The 21,042-nt window shown below is 53.5% G+C and carries 12 protein-coding genes; 2 read left to right on the forward strand and 10 right to left on the reverse strand.

Going from position 1 to position 21,042, the window contains the following annotated elements:
• Positions 1 to 231 precede the first annotated feature (231 nt).
• Entirely contained in the window at positions 232 to 1,821 is a 1,590-nt protein-coding gene (locus G7064_RS06205; RefSeq protein ID WP_165963700.1) for a DEAD/DEAH box helicase, read from the forward strand.
• Positions 1,822 to 1,883: 62 nt separating this feature from the next.
• Here the strand turns inward: G7064_RS06205 and G7064_RS06210 are convergent, their stop codons facing one another.
• Entirely contained in the window at positions 1,884 to 3,398 is a 1,515-nt protein-coding gene (locus G7064_RS06210; RefSeq protein ID WP_166072909.1) for a hypothetical protein, read from the reverse strand.
• 222 nt (positions 3,399 to 3,620) lie between these two features.
• Between G7064_RS06210 and G7064_RS06215 the strand changes: the two genes are divergently transcribed.
• Positions 3,621 to 3,773, forward strand: a complete 153-nt coding sequence (locus tag G7064_RS06215; protein WP_165963500.1) for a hypothetical protein — start codon at positions 3,621 to 3,623, stop codon at positions 3,771 to 3,773.
• Positions 3,774 to 3,994: 221 nt separating this feature from the next.
• Here G7064_RS06215 and G7064_RS06220 read toward each other — a convergent pair whose 3' ends face one another.
• From G7064_RS06220 to G7064_RS06260, 9 genes are all read right to left on the reverse strand, one after another.
• Positions 3,995 to 5,479 (reverse strand): RagB/SusD family nutrient uptake outer membrane protein, encoded by a 1,485-nt coding sequence (locus G7064_RS06220; RefSeq protein ID WP_166072910.1) that lies wholly within the window; start codon positions 5,477 to 5,479, stop codon positions 3,995 to 3,997.
• Positions 5,480 to 5,500: 21 nt separating this feature from the next.
• Positions 5,501 to 8,698, reverse strand: coding sequence for a SusC/RagA family TonB-linked outer membrane protein (locus G7064_RS06225; RefSeq protein WP_166072912.1), 3,198 nt, complete (start codon positions 8,696 to 8,698; stop codon positions 5,501 to 5,503).
• 529 nt (positions 8,699 to 9,227) lie between these two features.
• Entirely contained in the window at positions 9,228 to 10,112 is an 885-nt protein-coding gene (locus G7064_RS06230; protein WP_133272096.1) for a family 16 glycosylhydrolase, read from the reverse strand.
• A gap of 49 nt (positions 10,113 to 10,161) precedes the next feature.
• A complete protein-coding gene (locus G7064_RS06235) occupies positions 10,162 to 11,097 on the reverse strand; it encodes a hypothetical protein (protein WP_166072913.1) in 936 nt (311 codons plus the stop codon).
• A complete protein-coding gene (locus tag G7064_RS06240) occupies positions 11,097 to 11,426 on the reverse strand; it encodes a PKD domain-containing protein (protein WP_166072914.1) in 330 nt (109 codons plus the stop codon). The genes G7064_RS06235 and G7064_RS06240 overlap by 1 nt, the downstream gene beginning before the upstream one ends.
• A gap of 34 nt (positions 11,427 to 11,460) precedes the next feature.
• Positions 11,461 to 12,978, reverse strand: coding sequence for a RagB/SusD family nutrient uptake outer membrane protein (locus tag G7064_RS06245; protein ID WP_166072915.1), 1,518 nt, complete (start codon positions 12,976 to 12,978; stop codon positions 11,461 to 11,463).
• A 22-nt stretch (positions 12,979 to 13,000) separates the two neighbouring features.
• Positions 13,001 to 16,102, reverse strand: a complete 3,102-nt coding sequence (locus tag G7064_RS06250; protein ID WP_166072916.1) for a SusC/RagA family TonB-linked outer membrane protein — start codon at positions 16,100 to 16,102, stop codon at positions 13,001 to 13,003.
• 111 nt (positions 16,103 to 16,213) lie between these two features.
• Positions 16,214 to 18,598 carry a beta-glucosidase gene (locus tag G7064_RS06255; RefSeq protein ID WP_166072917.1) on the reverse strand — a complete coding sequence of 795 codons (2,385 nt, stop codon included), beginning with the start codon at positions 18,596 to 18,598 and terminating at the stop codon, positions 16,214 to 16,216.
• A gap of 496 nt (positions 18,599 to 19,094) precedes the next feature.
• A complete protein-coding gene (locus G7064_RS06260; RefSeq protein WP_166072918.1) occupies positions 19,095 to 21,014 on the reverse strand; it encodes a 7TM diverse intracellular signaling domain-containing protein in 1,920 nt (639 codons plus the stop codon).
• Positions 21,015 to 21,042 lie beyond the last annotated feature (28 nt).

Below are 21,042 nucleotides of genomic sequence, written 5' to 3' on the forward strand. Positions count from 1 at the left end.
TTTGAACCGCAGTACGGCTATAATTGTCTTATTCTATATACGCCGCACTCCTCAGTAATGCAGGCAAATGTAGCCTCAACGGCAGCGCTTCAAAATGGCGTATCTTTGCCTTAAATCAAGCGGTTCGCTGACCAGAAAAACAAGGTCAGCCATTTCTTCACTTCACTTAGCTGTACCTTGAAATTTAGCGAGTTTAATCTCCACGACGACCTTTTGGCCGGTGTGGACGCCATGAATTATCTGAATGCCACGCCCATACAGGAGCAGGCGATTCCCAAAATTATTGAAGGTAAAGACCTGATTGCCTGCGCCCAGACGGGTACCGGCAAAACGGCGGCCTACCTCCTCCCCCTCCTCGACCGCATTTCGCACGCCAAGCACGGCCACACTTCCACCCTCATTCTGGTGCCGACCCGCGAGCTAGCTACGCAGATTGATGAGCAGGTAACGGGCTTTGGCTACTTCGTAGAAGCCAGCAGCATTGCGATTTATGGCGGCGGCAAAAGCGAAGGTTGGGAGCAGCAGAAACGCGCCCTCACCAGTGGCGCCGACATTATTATTGCCACGCCAGGCCGCCTGATTGCTCACTTGCAAATGGGCTACGTGAAGTTCGACCAGATCAAGTATCTGGTGCTGGATGAGGCCGATAAGATGATGGACATGGGCTTCTCCGATGACATCCTCAACATCGTGCGCCAGCTACCGAAGAAGCGCCAGACGCTGCTGTTCTCGGCTACCATGCCCAATAAAATCCGCGACTTCTCGAAGCAGATTCTCAACGAGCCCGAGGAAATTCGTTTGGCCGTATCCAAGCCTGCTGCCGGCATCGATCAGCAGCTGTACATGGCTTTCGACCGCCAGAAAATTTACATTCTGGAGCACATTCTCAAAACTCAGAATGTGCAGAGCATGGTGCTGTTTACCTCGCAAAAAGCGGCCGTGGGCAACATTGTGCGATCTATTAATAAGCTAGGCTACGTGGCCCAGGGCATCAGCTCTGACCGAACTCAGGAAGAGCGTGAGAAGATCATGCGCGACTTCAAGAACAAGCAGTTCCCGATTCTGGTAGCTACCGACGTGCTTAGCCGCGGCATCGACATTGATAGCCTTTCGCACGTGGTGAACTACGATATTCCACGAGCCGCGGAAGATTACGTTCACCGCATCGGCCGCACGGCTCGCGCTGCTACCACCGGCACGGCCATTACCTTCATTGCCGATCAGGACCAGGACCGCGTGCTTAAGATTGAAAAGCTTATTGAGCGGGAGCTGGAAAAGAAGAATATTACTGAAGAGCTAGGCTTGGGCCCCGCTCCGGAGTTCGACCCAAAGCGCTTTAGTGGTCTGGGGGGCAAAATTGGGGGTCGCCCGGCTCGCAATGGTCATTCTGGCGGTGGCAGCTCGCGTGATGGCGGCGGCCGTGGTCCACGCCGCGAAGGCCCCCGTGATGGCAGTCGCCCGCCCCGTCGCGATGCTGATGCCAACGACCCAGCGCAGAAAGAGCGTATTGCGAAGGCCAATGCTGCTCTAGCTGCTCTCGACGCCGGTGGTGCACCAGCGCAGCCTTACCAGCGCCCGCCCCGCGCCCCGCGCCCGGAAGGCGAAGTGCGGGAGCCGCGTGCGCCCAGAGCTGAGGGCGAACCAACGAATGGCAGCAGCCAACCCCGGACACCACGCGAGCCCCGGGCCGAAGGCGAAGCTGGTGAGGCTCAGAAACGCCGCAAGCGCGGCGGCCGCAACCGCAATAACCGTGGCCCGCGACCCGAAGCTAGTGGCGCAGAAACCACGCAGACCGCGCCTCCAGTGTCTACCGGAGAATAATCCCTAATTTCACAAATCAATAAAAAAAGCCCCCAGTTCATACCGGGGGGCTTTTTTGAGTTCTATCTACTCTCCTTTACAGTCGCGCGGGCCACTAAGTAGGACGGCAGTTTCTGCACGGCTTCATTTAGCCTCACTACGTTCTGCTTTTTAAGTTGCTCGTTTTCCAAGTAGTTGTTATAATTTAAGAACAGGTAATAAGCCAGCACACGGTTGTAGGTGTCCAGAGCAGGATCGGCGACAATGTCTAATAGGCGTTGCTCTAGTTCCCGGGGTTGCTGGGTTTCGGCTAGGGCACGGCCTAAGCGCCCCAGACTGCCGAAGTAATGGTTACGGCTCGGTTTGTCGATGCGCAACGTGATGCCAAGCATCAGATTGGGTACATCAATATCCAGCTCTTCGAGCTCACGTAAGTAGGTTTTGCGCGCAGCCCATGCGTAGCTACCATCCGATGAGCGCTCAAATCGGTCGTTCATAATGTCGAGGTGGGCCCGAAGAAACGTTTCCCAATTCACGGTTTCCGCCGAAAGCTGGGCAATGTTTAGCGCATGATAGCGCGGACTATCATCCTGACTGCACCCGCCTACCACAATGCGGCTCCGCTTAAACTCCAGCGCTTTTTTAGGTGAATAGTATCGGGCTACATATTCCTCAAATTCGTCGGTGGTCGCACCACGACTGTTTGTATCCGTAACGGCTTGGGCTAACAACGCCCGAAACTTGGGCGCCTTGGCCAAGGCGTCTACCTTATTTAGCCGTAGCGAATCCCATTCGTAATAGGCCCGCCACCGAGCTTCTCGCTGGGCCTCGGTCATCTTCTCATTATAGTCTATTGACGGGCGCTGAGTTTGCTGATGAACATAGCTCATAAAGAACTCCTGCGCTTTCGTCGACTCTGCTTGATACCTGCGACCTGTACGCTTGGCAGAGTCAAAATAGATCTGGGTAGTAGTATCAATCAGGCAATCAGCATACTGCACCATTGAGGCATACTGAACTGGCAGCGTGGATTGCGTTAGCTCCGTGGTAAAATAAAAGCCCTCTACATACTGGTCAGAATATGCTGTTTGAGACTGGTGATCAATAACCCAGCGCCCGCCTTTTGCAGCTTGGTTCCGATTAGCGCCGCTGATTCTTAGCGTATAATCGCCTTCATCGTTGAAAGGAATACTGCGATACACCGTGACATTGCTCCTTTTTCGGTCATCGCCTGTGTCAGCATCACTTATTTCTTCCTCGTCTTCGTAGCAGACTACCAGCAAGTTTTTAGCAATGGTCGCTTTCGGAAATCTTACTGCAAATGCTTCGGGCGTAATACCCTGCTCGAGTGCTTGGCGGGCCTGCTTGAAGTTGCCCTCATCCAACCGCACATAGTGCGCCTGGCCTTGGCACTGGCTGCGATATACCGGGCGCGCATCGCACACTTTATGCCGCAGGTTCAGCGAGTCCACGATGTGGCGGAGCTGGCGCATGGTCTGCGGGGAGTAGATAAGGCCATTCATCGCTTGGCCGAACTCGCCGCGGGCCACTACCGTCTCATCCGATTGGGCACTGCAAGCGGTCACGCTCAGCGCCATCAGCAATAGGAAAACACTACAGTATTTCATACGAGCGCGACGCGAAACCGGGGACGCTACCGGGGAAATAGGGTGTATATTTCCAACGATGCTGAATTAATGCATATTGCATAATCTGAATACATAAATGTTTTTATCAACAAGCCTTACGTCGGCTAATCCAACGAGGCGGCGTATCTTTGAGGGGAACTCTACCGTTGAGAGACACGTACACACTCCCTTATGAAGCCTACCAAATCAAAAAAGGTTGAAGAGCTGAAAGATGCAGCTCCCACCACGCGCCAAGCCGAAACGCCTCTAGAGGCGCTGTATCGTCGGGTTAAGCAGGCCCAACAACGTCGTATCCAAAAGCGCAAGCGCATTCACGCCCACTAATCTGGCCGTAGAATTTCAATAAAAAGCCCCAGCTACTATTCAGGTAGCTGGGGCTTTTTATTGAAACTATAGCTGCTCGTGAGCCTGAGAATGAAAGTTTATTTTTCCATTTGCAGTCCGCTGAATTTTCATCAGTAAAAATGAGCGTGGCATACGCATCAAATCTAAAAAAGCCCCCCAACAATATGCTGGGGGGCTTTTTTGGGCTTGCGGTGAATAGTCTAGTTGCGGGTCATCAGCGCATTGGCTTGCAGTTCGCCAGATGGAATTGGCCACACATAGAGCGGATCGGATGGGGCTACGGCACCAACGGAGCTTTTGGCGGGAATCGTTGCGTTCAAACGCATGATGTCCATGTTGCGAATTCCTTCGCCCAAAAACTCAATACGCCGCTCAAGCAGAATGTTGTTCACTGTGGCTTGCGTATAGGGTGTGCCGGCCGAGCGCGTACGCACAGCGTTGAGCAGGGCCAATGCCTGAGCATCGGCGGGCCCATTTACCCGAGCACGCGCCTCCGCCAGATTCAGGAGCACCTCAGCGTAGCGAATCACCGGCGCTTTATCCAGATAAGGATTTGTAGAGGTAGAGCCATTGGAATACTTCGTCAGATAAGGAGTAGTTCCGACCCGGAATACAAAGCTCGTTCTGCGCGCATCCGTCGCCGACCAGGCCGCATTACCCAGAATACCATCGGAGTTCAGAGCATACTCCCCATTGCCACCCCGTGAACCAGGCAGGAAATAATACCCAAGCTGATTCTGAGTGCCTGGTGCGTTCTGAGCGGTGAACGGGAAGCCCAGGATGTTCTCCGTGGTTTCTTGGGGAAAAGTAAATACGGCAGCTATCGACGGATTCAGGGCATGAGCTACGCCGGTGGTTGCTGTGAATGGCGCGGTGGCCGGCACAATCTTGTTGGCTTCCGTAATGACCTCGGCATAGCGGCCCATGGTCAGGAGCACCCGCGTTTTCAGGGCAATAGCGGTATTGCGATGTGCTCTGGTTGTGTTCAGGGCAGCACCACTATACGTCAGGGGCAGGTTCTGCTCGGCGAAGATCAGATCAGCTAAAATCTGGTCGTACACTTCGGCCACTGTGCTGCGCGCCAAGTCATTGTTGGTAGATCCTGTTTCTGCCATGATGCGCAAGGGCAAGCCGGGCTTGCTGCCCTGCCCATCGGCATAAGGGCGGGCATACAGCTGCAAAAGCGCGTGGTAGCTCAGCGCCCGAAGCAGCCGAGCCTCACCCCGGTAAGCATTCGCCGTCGTAGTCGCAAAGTCGGCGGGGAAGGCCGGAGCTACAAACTTTGCCGTGTTAGCGTCAAGTCCAGCCAGGAATACATTAACCTGGTTGATAGCAGCATACGCTGCATTCCAGAGGTTGGTAACGTCGTTTTGTGATGACTCGGTGAGCGTATGATTCCATACACTGTAGCCCGTCACGTTATTACTCGTTTGCACGATAAAATCGTCGGCCCGAATGTCGCCGTACACCTGGTAGCGGCCGCCATAAAAAGCCCCTGCCTTTACGTAGGTGTAGAGTGAATTAATCTGTAGCGCAACCCGCGTAGGGGTGTCAAACACCACCAAGTCAGAAAATACAGTTTCTGGAACTGGCTCCAGCAAATCAGTCTGGCAGGAAAAGGCTCCCATGCCTAGTAAGGCAGTGAAAACAGCCACCTTCGCCTTATTCTTTAGTATCGTATTCATCAGTGTCAGAGAGAGCTAGTATTAGAAACCAATGTTGAAGCCAGCCGTGAACGTGCGGGCCTGACCGATGGAGTTGCGGTCGACGCCAGCACCCGTGTTGGTGTTGCCGTTCGTCGAGATTTCAGGATCAATACCGGAATACTTCGTTAGCAAGGCAGCATTCTGCACCTGCACGTACACGCGGGCAGTAGCCAGGCCCAGGCGAGTAGCCAACGTAGAAGGCACCGAATAGCCCAGCGCTACATTGCGCAGACGAGCAAAATCACCCTTCTCTACGTTGCTCGACATAATCAGTGCCGAGCCGTTGGACACGTTGTCGCCGTATACTACGCGGGGCCATTCAGCATTCGTGTTTTCCGAGGTCCAGCGGTTCATGATATCTTTTTCGTTGTTCCAGAAGCGCTGGTCATGCAAGCCCGATTTGGTGCCATTGTAGATATAATTGCCCCCCGAGAACTGAATGAATACGCCTAGATCAAAATTCTTGTAGCGGAACGTGTTATCGAAGCCACCATACCACTTGGGCAGTGTTGGGCCATAGTAAATTCCATCGGCCAGCTGCGTGGGAGCCGTAGTGTTTACACCATCGAGCGTTGTCCAGCCCGTAGAGCCCGGGCCAGTGGTACCTAAGTGGTTGTACTGCACTACAGTACCGTCAATTTTGCGCACCATGCGCTGACCGGTGAGTGGGTTAACACCTAAGGATGGAACAGCTAGGATTTCGCCCACTGACCGACCTACTTCCGTGAAGTTGACAATCTCAAGACCAGACGTAGCGGTAGCAATGCGCTGTCCTTCCGTTACTAGCGTCTCTACGCGGTTTTTCAGGGTGGTGTAGTTACCGTTTACTGTCCAGCTGAAGTCTTTACCCTGGATAGCGCGCAGGTTGAGGTTTAACTCAATGCCCGTGTTGCGCATCGAGCCTACGTTAGCGGCGATGGTATTATTGGGAACACCTCTGGAAGGTGCCTGAGGTACATCCAGAATCAAACCATCAACGAGGTTGCGGTAGTAAGAGAAGTCACCCTGCACCCGATCTTGGAACAAGCCGAAAGAGAAGCCAACATCCGTCTTTTTGCTGGTTTCCCAGGTCAAATCAGGGTTGCCAGCTGTAGAGTAACCCAGCGTGGCGCTAGAGCCATACAGGCCCGAACCATAGGTAGATAGCGAAGCGAAATCGTTGATACCCTGGCTATTGCCTACCTCCCCGTAGCTACCCGTAAATTTCAGGAAGTTGAAGACATTAGAAAAGGCAGCATCCTTCCAGAATTGCTCTTCCGATACAATGTAACCAAGTGATGCTCCGTAGAAGTTGCCCCACTTTTCGTTGCCCCAGGCCGAGTAGCCATCGCGACGCACATTGATGGAGGCCAGATACTTTTTGTTAAAGTCGTAGGTCAGACGGCCAAAGTAAGACACCAAGTAGTTCTCACCCTGGGAGTTACCAGATACGGCAATGTTGGTGTAATTACCCTGATACGTATTAAAGAAGTCATCAGCTACCTGCGTGCGGCTGGCACCCCAGCGGTCTACCTGTGTGCGCTGTTGTTCGCCACCGAGCAGGATCGAGGCGTTATGGTTGCCAAAGCTGCGGTCGTACTGGGCGGTGTTCTGCCAGTTCCAGCGCTTATTGGTGCGGAAGTAGTTGGCGGCCTGTCCACCCGTAGCATAGCCGTCGCCTGATAGCGCCGTGTAGAACAATTGATCCTCAAAAGAGCTATTGTTCAAACCATACGTGGTTCGCACGTTCAGACCTTTCAGGATTTCCCAGTTGGCATAGAGGCTACCCTGAATCTCGTTGCCTTCCGACGTGAAGTAGTTGTTCTCGAGGTCAACCAGGGGATTGTAGTAGCCAGTAACCAAGGGGGCGTAGTTGGGAGCTGGGTTGGTATTAGCTCCCGGACCCACGCCATTGCCTGCCGTATTAATATTAGGAGTGCCATCAGGATTGCGGGCAGCTACGTTGGGGGGCAAAACCAGTGGGGCCCGGCCTAAGCCTGCTATGCTGAAAGCCGCGTCTCCTATTGAGCCGGAGTTGGGCGAAGAGTTGTAGTTATTGGAGTAACCAATACGGGCGCCAACGGTGAAGTTCTTATACACCTTGTGGTCAATGTTTATTCGACCCGACAGGCGCTTGAATTCGTTATTCTTCAACATGCCATTCTGACCCGTGTAACCAACCGAGGCATAATAGCTCGTTTTTTCGGTACCACCGGAGAAGTTCAGGGCATTGGAATGAGAGAAGCCAGTACGGTAGATGTAGTCATACCAACGCGTATTAACCACGTTTCCATCAGCATCATACGAAGGCAGGAAACCTTCTCGGTTGTTGGCCGCCGCCCCTACGGAGGCACGGTTTGCATTCAGATTGCGAACAGCCTCATTCTTAATCAACATGTAGTCCTCGGCACCCAGCACCTCATACAGGCGAACAGGTTTGCTCCAGCCAACCCACGAATCGAGGGAGATACGGCTCTGCCCTTTTTTACCATTCTTGGTGGTTACCAGAATAACACCGCCTGCTGCCCGCGAGCCATAGATAGCGGCAGCGGCAGCATCCTTCAGTACTTCAATGCTTTCGATATCATTGGGGTTCACGTTGCTGAGCGGGTTATTGGGCACGCTGGAAAGTGCCGAGTTGTTGCCGCTGAATGCCGGAATGCCGTCAATAACATATAGTGGCGAAGAGCTGAGGTTGATGGAGTTCACCCCCCGAATTCGGACCACGGGAGGCGTATTCAGCACGCCGTTAGGAGTCGTGACGTTTACGCCGGGAGCGCGCCCTTGCAGCGACTGCTCGAAGCTTTGCACAGGCTTCTGGGCTATATCAGCTCCGCTGATGGTAGCCACCGAGCCTGTCAGCTCACGGCGAAGCTGGGTACCGTAGCCGATTACTACTACTTCATCGAGGCCGGTAGTATTCGGTACCAAGCTCACATCAATGGTAGTCTTATCGCCTATTGCTACCTCTTTCGTGTCGTAGCCGATAAAAGAATACACTAAGGTGGTGGCCGTGGTGGGCACCGAAGCTAAGGTGTAAGTACCGTTGGCATCGGTGGAGGCGCCTTGGGTAGTGCCTTTCACCACCACTGTTACGCCAGGCAGCGTATTGCCATCAGATGCTACCACCTTTCCGGAGATGGTACGCACCTGTGCCTCTGCCCGATAGGCCAGAATAGTACACACCATAAGCATGCACAGTAGTAAAACTTTTCTCATTTGTCGGTTTTAAAGTGTTAGACATATTTGACTGACGCCGACAAGAAATAGCCTTTATTTCACCTGAACAAATAGATCATAGAATTATTATATAACAATCGTTTAAACTATCAAACATTGTTGTTAAAGTTATATTTTATCTATATGTGATTTTTCGCATTAAATTATATCTTAGACGTTTACGTACTTGATATTATACCAGATGCTAGCGACAATACACTTATATAAAGGGCATCAAAACAAGTATCGCCCCATGAGATGCTCCTTCTCTGGCTCCCTTCTAGCAACGCAACAAACTGAAGTAACAGCCGCATTGCAATAAATACGAAGGCCGCTTCCCCTGGTGAAATTCCAGAGAAAGCGGCCTTTTAAACAAATAACATTTGCCTGAAAGCCAAGAGGCCGGGCTGCACCTCAAACGCAACAGCTCCGGCCCCGGCCCTCACTAGTCTGGATTGAGCAGACCGGTGTGAGTAAGATTAACTACTCAAGAATGCAGGCTTAAAAAAGCCCCCCAAGCGCCATACAATTATTTGTACTGATAGTAGCGCACATAATCTACCTGCATCTGCTTAGGGAAAGTGGTGCTGGCATCAGGATTACCGTCAAAATCGCCCCCCACGGCTATGTTCAGAATCATGTAGAACTTGTTGTCGAAGGGATAAGGCGAAACCTCGCTGGACGTGACCGAGAAGTATTGCTGGCCATCTAAGTACCACCGTAGCTGACCTTTGCTACGCACCAAGCTGAAGATGTGATAATCATCCGCGAAGTCGCCGGTGGGTAGGCGTACTTCTGTGCCCTTTTGTTTTCGGTCGGCGGTAGTATTGCCAAAGTGAATGGTGCTAATATTCACAGCTGGTTGGCTACCGCGCAACTCCATGATGTCAATCTCGCCGCAAGCCGGCCAAGGGGCCTGAGAGTCGTTGGAACCGAGCATCCAGATTGCTGGCCAGATGCCTTTGCCCTTCGGGAGCTTGGCCCGGATATCAACACGGCCGAAGGCAAAATCCTGCTTGCCCTTGGTAACGATGCGAGCCGAGGTATACTGTCGGTTGCGCAGTTGCTCCCGCTTCGCCTGAATGACCAGGTTGCCGCCGTTCAGATACAAGTTTTCGCTGCTGTTGGTAGTGGCTTGCAGTTCATTGTTGTACCAGTTGTCGCTGACTTCATAGGTCCACTTGCTCTGATCTAGGGCGCTCCCATCAAAGTTGTCGCTCCACACCAACTCCGTGTATTGGCTGAAGTCGCGAGCTTCGGCATTTACTTCGGTCGCGGCGGGAGGCGTAGGAGTTGGAGTCGGAACCGATTTTTCCTTCTCCTCAGTGCAAGCCGTGGCCGTCAGGCAGCACAGCATGGCAGCGCCCAAAAAGCCCCCCAGTGCCCTGCGGTATTGTAAGCTATTCTTTTTCATAAGCTTCCTAGTGATTTAATCAACAACATCTTTGACCCGCAGCACTGCACTACTTAGCGACAAACTTCATGGTGAATACGGTACCTCCATTCGAGCCACTGCCAGCACGCAGGGTCATCTTTTTATCATCAATAGAAATGATGCGATACACGCGCTCTGTAGGGGAAGCATCAGTAGTGCCGATAAAGGCATTGGTCCGGGCCAGAACGAACTGAGCCAATCCAGTGCCGCTAGCCGGCCCAAATGTGAATGCCGACGTACCGGACTGTGCAGGCTGACAAGTGAAGCCAGCCGCTGCCGAGAATGTTTCGGCCTTGGCATTGTAGGTCAGCGTATTGGTGGAGGAGAACGTGTACTCGTCGTCCGACTGACAAGTAGGCAGCTCACCAGCCTTTACGCCCGCGAAGTACTGGAGTGGGTTGCCTTCTGTGCCTACAATGATGGGCGCATCAGTAGCATTATCCAGCATCCAGGTTTTGGACGAGCCGCCAGTAAGCAGCTGGCGAATTGGATCAGTAGCATTGAAAGGCACAAGCGTTACCACCGTTTTGGTGCCGTTGGCATTGGTGCTTTTCAGGCGCAAACGCTGAGCGGTAGCCTCTACGATGTCGTAGGTGCGGGCCGCGGCGGGGCTCGACGTCCCAATGAATGCGTTGTCGGCTTGCAGAATAATCTGGGCGGGGCCGCTACCGTTGGGCCGGAACCGGAAGTTAGTAGTAACGTCAGCTGCCGTAGCACAGGCGCCGTTCACGGAAGTTTGCCCCCCACTCTTGTAGATATACTGGTAACCGCCGCTGAAGCTGAACTGGTCATCTGCCTGGCAGGCAGGCAGGCTGTTAGCAGCCGAACTTGATACCACCGTGCGATCATCGGCGGCCAGCACCTCAATGGCGCCCGCTGCCTGTGAATAGGTCCAAACGGTAACGCCACCGCCGGCACAATCAGTCAGTCCCGCGAAAGAGGCATTAGCGCAGGGCGAAGGCACTACAACGTCCTTCTCGGGCGAAGTGCCCGTGCCCCCCGCCCGGCGGCCGTGAGGCGCACCTTGTAGGTGCCGCCCCGTGGGTACGTATGCGTTACGGTTTCGCCGGTGCCCGTAGAGTTGTCGCCAAACTCCCATTGGTAGAGAAAGCCATTCTGGCTGGTATTGGTGAAAGTGACAACTGTAGGAAACTCCGTTGTATTGATGGCCGCCGTAAAATCGGCCGTAGGTGCCACGCCTTCCAGCTCGCCCGTGTCTTCCTTCTCGCAAGATGCCAGAAATACGGAGCCGCCCAGCAGCACGCACACCGCTTTGTTCCAGGTATTTTTCATATAAAGTCAGCTAAAATCGTCGGTGGGAAGTGGCTTAATAGCCGGGGTTCTGAACTAAAGCGGGATTGGTATCAAGCTCCGACTGCGGAATAGGCAGCACCAGATTCGCTTCGGTAGGTACGCCACGCTGTACGCCCACCGTGCGCAGAAAAGCAGCGTGCTCCGTCATGCGCGAAATGAACTTACCCGTACGCTTGAGGTCAAACCAGCGGTCCATTTCGAAAGCCAGCTCATAGAGGCGCTCCCGCAGTACGGCATCGGTGAAGTTGGGCGTAGCGGTTGTGAGGTCGCGGGCCGCCGATGGCGTATTGATGGGCAACCCAAATGCCCGACGGCGCACTTTGTTAATGGCCTCCACTCCTTCAGGCGTCGGCCCAACAGCCTCGGCCAGAATCAGATACATTTCGGCCAGACGCAGCACTTTCATGTTCAGAGGTGAATCCCAGATGTTGGTGTTCACTTTGCCGATAAACCACTTTTTGGAGCTATAGCCAAAGGGTGAGCCGGGCAGGCTGTTGGGATTGGTACCTCCACCGGGCCAGGCATCGCCAGGAGAAAAGATGGAAACAGCCTTGCGCGTATCGCCGGCCTCGTAGCCATTCACGAAGTCAGGTTCCGGAATATTGAAGCCGTATCCGTCGCCAACGGGCGTGAGACCACCACCGCGGGGGGCAAAAAACTGATTAGCCGCCGATCCTACGTTGTTACGGTCATACTGATTGCGGCCGTTTTGAAACTGTACCTCAAACAGTGATTCTTGCCCATTGTCATTTTCCACCTTGAAGATGTCGGCGTAGTTGGCGTACAGGGTTTTGCCTGAGCCGGCAATCACCTCGCGAGCCCGCTGGGCGGCTTCCGGTTTTTTATTTTCCGTCAGGTACACCTTGGCCAACAGACCTGTAGCTGCCCACTTCGTGGCCCGGCCTATATCTTCTCCACTATAAGAAGCAGGCAGGTTGCCAATAGCATCGATCAAATCCTGCTCAATCTGCGCGTATACTTGCACGGCAGGCGTACGCGGAATAGAAACCTCCGCTACGCTGGCGGGAGGTGCTGTAAACAGCGGCACATCGCCGTAAGCCCGCACCAGATCGAAGTAGTATTTGGCCCGCAGAAACTGCGCTTCGCCTAAGCAGCGCTTCTGAATAGCCGGATCGATGTCGGTAATCAGCGGCACCTTCTGTATCACAATATTGGCGCGCTGAATACCAATAAAGCTTCCGCCCCAGAGGCGAGAGGCGATAATATTGGTATTCGGGATGTTGTAGTTATCGAGCTGCTGATACTCGATACCATCCCCGCCGCCGCCGCCGCCAGTAGTCGATACGTCGGCCATAATATCCATGGCCCACAGAGCGGCATTGTACTGGCCTTCTTTAGTCAGCTCGCTGTAAGCGGCCGTCACGGCTTGAATGGCGTCCGTTTGGGTCTTGTAGAAGTTAGCGTCCGTTATCTGGTCGGTGGGAGCTTCTTCCAGAAACTTCTCGCCGCAGCCGGTCAGCAGACCGAGCGTGAGCAGGAAAGCGCCGCACGTATATTTTGAGATATTCATTGTTGTGTGGGAGTTTAAAGGTTTAGAACCCAATGTTTAAGCCAGCCATGAACACCCGTGCCTGTGGGTAAATGCCAAGGTCAACACCTCTGGAGCTCACCTCGGGGTCGAAGCCGCTGTATTTGGTTAGCGTAGCCAGGTTTTGGGCAGTAACATATACGCGCAGTTGGGTAGCCGAAATCCGGCTCATCAAGCTTGCGGGCAGCGTATAGCCGAGGGTCAGGTTTTTGAGGCGGGCGTAGGAGCCATCCTCGAGGAAGTACGTCGATACCCGCAGGTTCTGGTTGGGGTCGCCGCTAACGGCGCGGGGCACATCATTGCTGGTGCCGGGACCAGTCCAGCGATTCAGTATGCGGGTGGTACCGTTGGTGGTACCATATAAAGCGCCTTCCGTGATGTAGCGGTTCTGGTTGTAGACATCGTTGCCCTGTGAGCCCTGAATAAAGAAGCTCAGATCAAAACCCTTGAAGGTCATTGTATTGGTAACACCATACACGAAATCCGGGTTAGGATTGCCAATAAACGTGCGGTCATCTGCATTGATGGTGCCGTCTCCGTTCAGGTCTTTGAAGCGAATGTCGCCGGGAGAGGTGCCAGTTTGTTGCTTGGCGTGAGCAGCTACTTCATCAGCCGTTTGGAAAATTCCGTCAGCTACATAGCCAAAGAACGAACCGAAAGGTTGACCCTCGTCATAACGGACAACGGTACCGCTCAGAGTGCCTAAGCCATTGTAGGGCAAGCCTTGGCCCAATGACTCCAACTCTGTTTTGAAGGCTGAAAAGTTCAGATTCGTCGTCCAGTTAAAGCCTTGACCTGCGCCCTGTACGTTGCGCGAAGTGAAGGAGAAGTCGACGCCACGGTTGTAAGCAGAGGCTGCGTTGGTATTTACGCTTTCATACGTACCCGACACGAGCGATACTGGCACTGGGGCAATCAGGTTGGGCGAGCTACGGTTGTAGAGGTCGATGCTGGCCTCGAACCGGTTTTCCAGGAAGCCCATGTCCAAGCCAATATTTGTCTGGTTATTGGTTTCCCAACGCAGTTCAGGATTGGCCAAACGGGTGGGAGCACCGCCCGTATTGATGGTTCCATCTGGACCAAATGGATAGGTGATGCCGAAGTTGACAGAGTAGAGATAGGCAAAGCGACCAGCATTGAGGGGGTTACCTACTTTACCGTAGCCAGCCCGCAGCTTCAGGTTGCTGATGGTGCTGTTGTCTTTCATGAACTCTTCTTCCGAAATGCGCCAGCCGGCCGATACACCAGGGAAGAAGCCGAACTTATCACCGGGAGGAAACACCGACGAGCCATCGTAGCGGGCTACGGCCGAGAACAGGTACTTACCGGCAAACTCATAGTTGAGACGACCGAAGTAGCTGGCCAAGCGCTGGGGGGCATTTATGGTGCCCGCGTTAGCCAACTGCGTGTTAAGAGGGCCCGCGTTGATTACCTGTAGGCTATTGCGCAGATAATTGGTGCGGTAGGCCTCCACGTTGCTGTAGTTGAACTCCTGCGCCGATTGCCCGAGCAGGAAAGTCACCTGGTGCTTATCCCCGAAGAGGTGATCATACGTGGCCGTATTCTCAATCAGGTAAGTAGGTGAGTAGCTAGACGTAGCCGAAGCGCCGGCTACCGTGTACCGCGAGGTATAGCCAGCCAGGACTGGAGCAGACGGAGCAAATGAGTTGAAATTGTCGAAGACGAAGTCGCCACCTACGTTGGTGCGGAAGCGTAAGCCTTTAACGGGCTCTAGCTCAGCATATAAAGAGATGAGGGCCCGGTTGCGCTGGAATTTTTGGTTAGTCCGCTGGGCGCTGGCCAAGGGGTTCTCTTCGATGAAATTGTCGACGCCGCCGCTGGGCTCATACCAGTAGCCATCGGGGCGGTAGGGCTGTACCGTGGCCGGAATACGCAGCATGTGCTGTACAACACCGTATTCGCCGTCGTTGGTCGTTACCTGGCGGTCTTCCAAGTGAGTGAGTTGAAGGCTATTGCCTAGTTTGAGCATGCGGCCAACCTTCACGTCACCGTTGGCCCGCAGAGTAAAGCGTTCGAAGTTGGTCCCTACGATGGTACCATCCTGCTGAAAATAAGTACCCGAGAGGGCATAGCGGGCGCTTTCGGTGCCACCTGTAGCCGACAGAGCGTAGTTTTGAATCTGAGCCTGACGGAACACTAAGTCCTGCCAATCAGTGCCTTCGCCGAGAGCGGCTGGATTGCGCAGCTTATCAACCACGATAGGCAAACCCGCCGCGATGCGGTTCTCATTGTTGACAACTGCATATTCTTCCGCGTTCAGCAAGTCTAGCTTGCGAGCTACGTTCTGTATACCGCGGTACACATCGAAGTTCACATTGGTCTTACCCGCTTTGCCCCGCTTGGTCGTGATAATCACTACCCCGTTAGCCGCGCGTACCCCGTAAATAGCCGTAGCCGATGCATCCTTCAGTATATCAATGCTTTCGATGTCGTTAGGACTAATAGCATTGAGCTGATTTTCCCGGTCGTTTGAAGGCAGCGGAAAACCATCTACCACATACAGCGGGCTGTTATTGCCAGCGGAAGTTATACCGCGAATCCGCACTGAGGTACCGGCTGCGCCACCAGGAGCGCCACCGTTAGAGATAATAGTTACACCAGAAACCTTGCCTTGAATTGCCTGCGTGGGGTCGGCCACGGGCTGGCGTACTATCTCGGCATTGCCAACCGATGATATTGCGCCCGTTACGCTACCGCGCTCCTGGGTGCCATAGCCTACTACGACTACCTCGCTCAGGGCTTTGGTATCGGCTTCCAGTGTCACGTTGAGGATGGAAGTCGAGCTAGTGACCGACAATTCCCGGCTGGTAAAACCAATTGAGCTGAATACCAATGTGCCGCCCTCGGGTACAGTAATCGAGAACGTGCCGTCGCTGTTAGTGGAAGTACCCTGAGAAGTGCCTTTTACCAGCACCGTGACACCGGGCAGGCCATCACCATTCGATTGGGTTACGCGCCCCGTAACGGGTACATCGGCTGTTGCCAGTGTAGCAACAACGGGGTTGGGGGGCAAATTTCGCCCGGCCAAGGCGGGAGCCGCTACCACTGGCAACCCACAGGCTGTCAGCAGAATCGCTCTTCGCAAGAAGGATGAGTAAGAATTTAGGGTCATTTGGGTAGGAATAAGTAAGCTGAAAGCATATGCAGAAATACTCCCTGGTAGTGCGGCTTGTGGGATAGCACAGCCAGGTAAAGGTTAAGGAGCCGAACCTTTTGTAGCACCAGTTGCACCTCCCAATGAAGTGGGTACTTGTGCAGTGGCACCAGTGTAGCGAAAACGTTTTAGTTGATCGCCAACACGAAGTGTAAAGTACCCATCTTCGAGTAGCCGCCGACCATCACTGTCGGGATAAGTAAGGTCGCGCTGGGGTTGAATCTCAAAAACTAACTCACGGCTTTCGCCGGCTTTGAAGTCACTTTTTTCGAAGTGCTTAAGCAGGCGCACGGGGCGGGTGATACGGCCTACTTCATCAGTCAGGAACCATAGCGAAGCCTCTTTTCCGGCGCGGGCGCCTGTGTTGGTCACGCGCACGGTAGCTCGCAGCGTGGTATTACCACTGAGCACGGTATCGGCAAGGCTTAAATCGGAGTAGCGGAAGGTGGTATAGCTCAGGCCTTGGCCAAACTCAGTGAGCATAGAAGGCTTATATTTTGCCCCCCGGTTCTCAAAACCAGCTCCGAAGTCACTAAGCTCCAAGCTGTTTTCATTATTATCGTGGTGATATGGCGAGAAGTGTCCGGCAAACTGTGGATAGGTAAAAGGCAGCTTACCACTAGGATTTACCTTGCCGCTGATGATTTCCGCAATGGCCTGTCCGCCACCAAAGCCCGGCAATCCGCCCCACAAAATGCCCCCCGAGCCCTCTGCTATACCCCGAATAATACTGGGCCTCCCTCCTATCACTACTATTACCGAAGGCTTACCCACGGCCTGCACTGCCCGAGCCAATTGCAGTTGGTCCTCGGGCAGCGTCAGGTCGCTGGTATTACCTAGCCCTTCCGTGTAGGGACGTTCGCCGAGAGCCATAATTACGGCATCGGCACGGCGAGCGGCAGCAGTTACGCCGGCCAAAGCCAACGCACCTTTTGCGTCACGGTAAGCGACGGTTTCAACCTGGGTATTCGGATATTCCTTCTTTAAGGCGGCGTAAATGGTCAGAACTTCCTTAGGATACGCGTCTTCAGGCCGGCCCTGCCACGCCAGCGTCCAGCCGCCGGCTAAGTTTGCCCGTGAGTCGGCCGAAGGGCCCACTACCAACAGGCGTTTCACTTTGGACGCCGAGAGTGGGAGTATATTATCCGTGTTTTTGAGCAGTACGATAGACTCGCGGGCAGCTTCTACCGTCTGTTGCTTCAGAGCCGGGTCGCCAATTCGGCTAAGACGGTCAGTGCGGGGCATGGGGTTGTCGAACAAGCCCAAGTCATCCTTCAACTGCAGTATGCGACCCGCCGACAAGTTGATACGCTCCTCCGTCAGGCGTCCTTCTTTTACCAGCTCCTTAATTAACGTGCAAAACGTAGTGGTGTAGGGTGTCATAGCCATATCTACGCCCGCGTCGATGGCCATGAATGTCGCCTCTTTCTCGTTAGCGGCTACTTTCTGGATGCGCACTAAGCGTATAATATCTTCCCAATCGGTGACAGCCACACCCTGGAAGCCCATTTTGGTGCGGAGCAAATCGGTAAGAATGCGGCGCGAGGCGTGCACCGGCTCCCCATTGATTTGGCCGCTGTTTATCATGATACTCTTAAGGCCTGAATCGATTGCGGCCTGAAAAGAAGGGCGAAAAAACTCTTCGATGCGCTGATCGGAGATTTCCGCCACTGTGCGGTCCCAGCCGGTACGCGGATCAGAATAACCGAGAAAGTGCTTACCGCAGGCCGCCACCTTGTAGGGGGCAATTTCTTTGTTCTCTTGTAGTTCCCGAACATAAGCGGCGCCCATCACCGATGCTACCAACGGATCTTCGCCGTAAGTTTCATACAAGCGTGGCCACTGCGCATTCACGCCCAAGTCCAGAACCGGAGCGAACACCCAATGATGCCCCAGATCAGCCGACTCAAGCACGGTAGCCCGAGCAGCCTGCCGCGAAAACTCTGGATTGAAAGTGGCTCCGAGGTTCAGATTATGGGGGAAAATAGCTGCTCCGGATACGTAGCTGGCCCCGTGCATGTGGTCGATCCCATAGATAATGGGAATGTGCAACCGCGATTCGCGCATCGCAATGCGCTGCAAAGCCGCTGAATAAGCAGCCCACTGCGCCGGAGCTACGGCCTCTCCATTTAGAAAGGAGCCGATATGAAACTGCTTGATCAGCGGTATTAGCTTGGCTGAATCCAGTGTTATATCCTTTTGCTGTCCGGTGTTATTAATGGTGGTATTGGCGAGCTGGGTCATCTGCCCGATTTTCTCCTCCAACGTCATTTGCGCAAGCAAGGTCCGCACCCGCTCACTCACGGGTGCAGACTTAAAGCCGGTTGTGGATTGCGCCGCCGCCGTGACTGTGGTTGCTGGAGCTATGGCAGCAGAAGTACTTGCCCGCTGGCAACTCTGACCAGCACTGAGTAATGCTCCGAGCATGAGCCCCTGTGAGCCAAGCTGACGAAGACGGCGCGCCGATGATACTCCCGTATTTGTGAAAAGAAAAGATACCCGTAAAAAGTAAGTAGGTATGCTCATAAAGACAGGGAAATTTCACCAAATATATCCGTCCTTGTTTTGAAAACGCAAGGCAAAAAAGCCCCCACAGCCTCAAAACGAAGATTTTATAGGTATATCAATTCTTACTTATACACTTACTACACACGTAAAATAGAGCTAATTACGGGCTAACGCGCTTTAGCTGACTTTCGCAAGAGACGCGCAGAAGCGGCTAAAAAACAATGAAAAAAAGTGAGCACCCGATAATTTTTTTTGCCAAAAGCCGCCTCCGTCCCACATTCTAAGCTATTTACTCCCTAAAACCAGAAATGCTGTTCCGTAATCGAAATAGTTACTGGTTCAAGGCAATATCTAGATCTGCTATTCTTTCAACCTCACTGCGTTGCCCAAACCGGTGTGCTTCTTTGAGTAAGGATTATACCTTTTGAGATAATGTGGTGGAGCAGTCAGACTCAGATCCTTCTTCTGTTTCACTGGTAGCATCGAGAAGGATGTGGGTCCAGCTTTCGCTCACTTCATAGTCGGGCGACTGGCGACGGCGACGCATGGCGTCCATTACCTTCTGGCTGAAACTCCAACACGTGGCCTGACGCAGGTCCAGAAGCCGGGACATCTCTTGGGAAGAGTAATTCCCTTGGTGGGCATTAATTAGAAAGACAGCATACAAAGCCTTGACAATAGAGAATTTACACTTCTGCAACATCGTGTAAGCCGTGGCCGACTCTACGTAGCGACAACGCGTACAGCGCCGTGCGTGAGGCTCGCGGCCGGCGCAATACTTCTCGTAGCCACACTTGCGGCACTGGTAGCCGTGTGCCCATTTCAGGTCAGCTAGGTAGCTCAGGCAGGCATCCTTATCGGGGTATATCTGGCTGAACTCGCCAAAGTCCACCTCCTTTGCCAGGACGCGAGCGGTTTGTGCCTGCTGCAAATCGTGCTGAAGGTTGGCGTTAAGCTTCTCAATAGCAGCCGATTGCAAAGCCAGAAGGCTATTGGCCTGCACTAGCTCGCGGTTTTGGGCCGCAATGGTTTCGCTTTGCTGGCGTAGTTCCTGGGTGCGGCGGGCTACCTGTGCCTCCAGCTCCGAATTCAGCTGATCCTTAAGCTGCTGGTTTTGCTGGAGCTGTTCCACCAAGCGGTCTTGGGCAAGATGTTTTTTGCGAAGCTGCTTAACTAGGCGAGCCTGCACGGCCAGCCGGGCATCCTTGATTCCCTTAATCTTTTCGCCCAGCGCGTAAGATAAGATGGTCACTTCCACCACAAACGCCACGTTCATGCTATACACGGTGAAGTGATTATTCAAGAATTCGATGCCAAGCTTGCGGGTAATCAGGAAAACCAGACTGATGGCAACCAACGCATGCGCCAGCAGAAAATAGCGCGCCGCCCGCAATCCTTGCCGATACACCAGCAAGGCAGCATAATAAATAAGGCAGTAAGGCAGCAGATATAGCCAGAAGCTGAAGCCCGATTGCACTACCATTATATCTGCCACTAGTAGAACAACGCTCAGGGCGCCAATCAGCCGGATCCACCAATCGAGTTGGGGCACGCGCAAGGATGTATCGAGGAAGCCGCGCGCATAGTGCATGAAGGTAAAGAGCAGCAATACGGGAGCCCCGGCATTGATCAGGTGATTAAGCCACGGCAAATCGGACCACACATACTCGAACCCCAGCCCATCTTCCGATAAAAAAAGGAGACTACAGCTCAGCACGTATAGCACATAGCGCAGGTAGGTTTCTTCCCCGATAAAAAGGTAGATGCACAGATTATACACCACCATGATGAAAAGCACTCCATAAAAGGCCCCCAGTAAGCCGTATTGGGCCTGAAAATGGGTGAGCAGCACAGGCTCGTTGCGCATCATGGCGCGGAAGCTCGTTTTGGAATTGGACGCTAAGCGCAGGTAATACGTTTGGGTCTGGCCCAGCGGCTGGGGCAGATCAAACAGAAAGTCTTTGTAGGGATGGGGCCGGGTAGCAAAAGGCAGATCGGCACCGGTATGAAACTGCTTGTAGCCGCCGCTAGCGATAGGCTGAAAAAACCGGACGTCGTTGATGTGAGAGTCGAATAAATCGAGGTACCAGTGCGTACCCGAATGGTCTTCGTTGCGCACGGTAAAACGCAGCCAATACGCCGAATTCGTATTGCTCATATTGGGTGCGCCAGTGTAGGGGGCAAATTGCCTCGCCTTGTCTGGGCGGCGCACATCATGTAGCGTTAGTTGCCCCGTAGGGTCCTCTAACACACTGTAATAAGTGCCGTCAATAAAAAAGTCGGCGCCGGATGGCCGCATTACCAATGTATCCTCCGTTGCCGCCTGAGCCGACATGGCGGCACATAGAGTAAGTAAGCAGCTC

It is taken from the genome of Hymenobacter sp. HDW8 (assembly GCF_011305775.1).
Taxonomy (GTDB): Bacteria; Bacteroidota; Bacteroidia; order Cytophagales; family Hymenobacteraceae; genus Hymenobacter; species Hymenobacter radiodurans.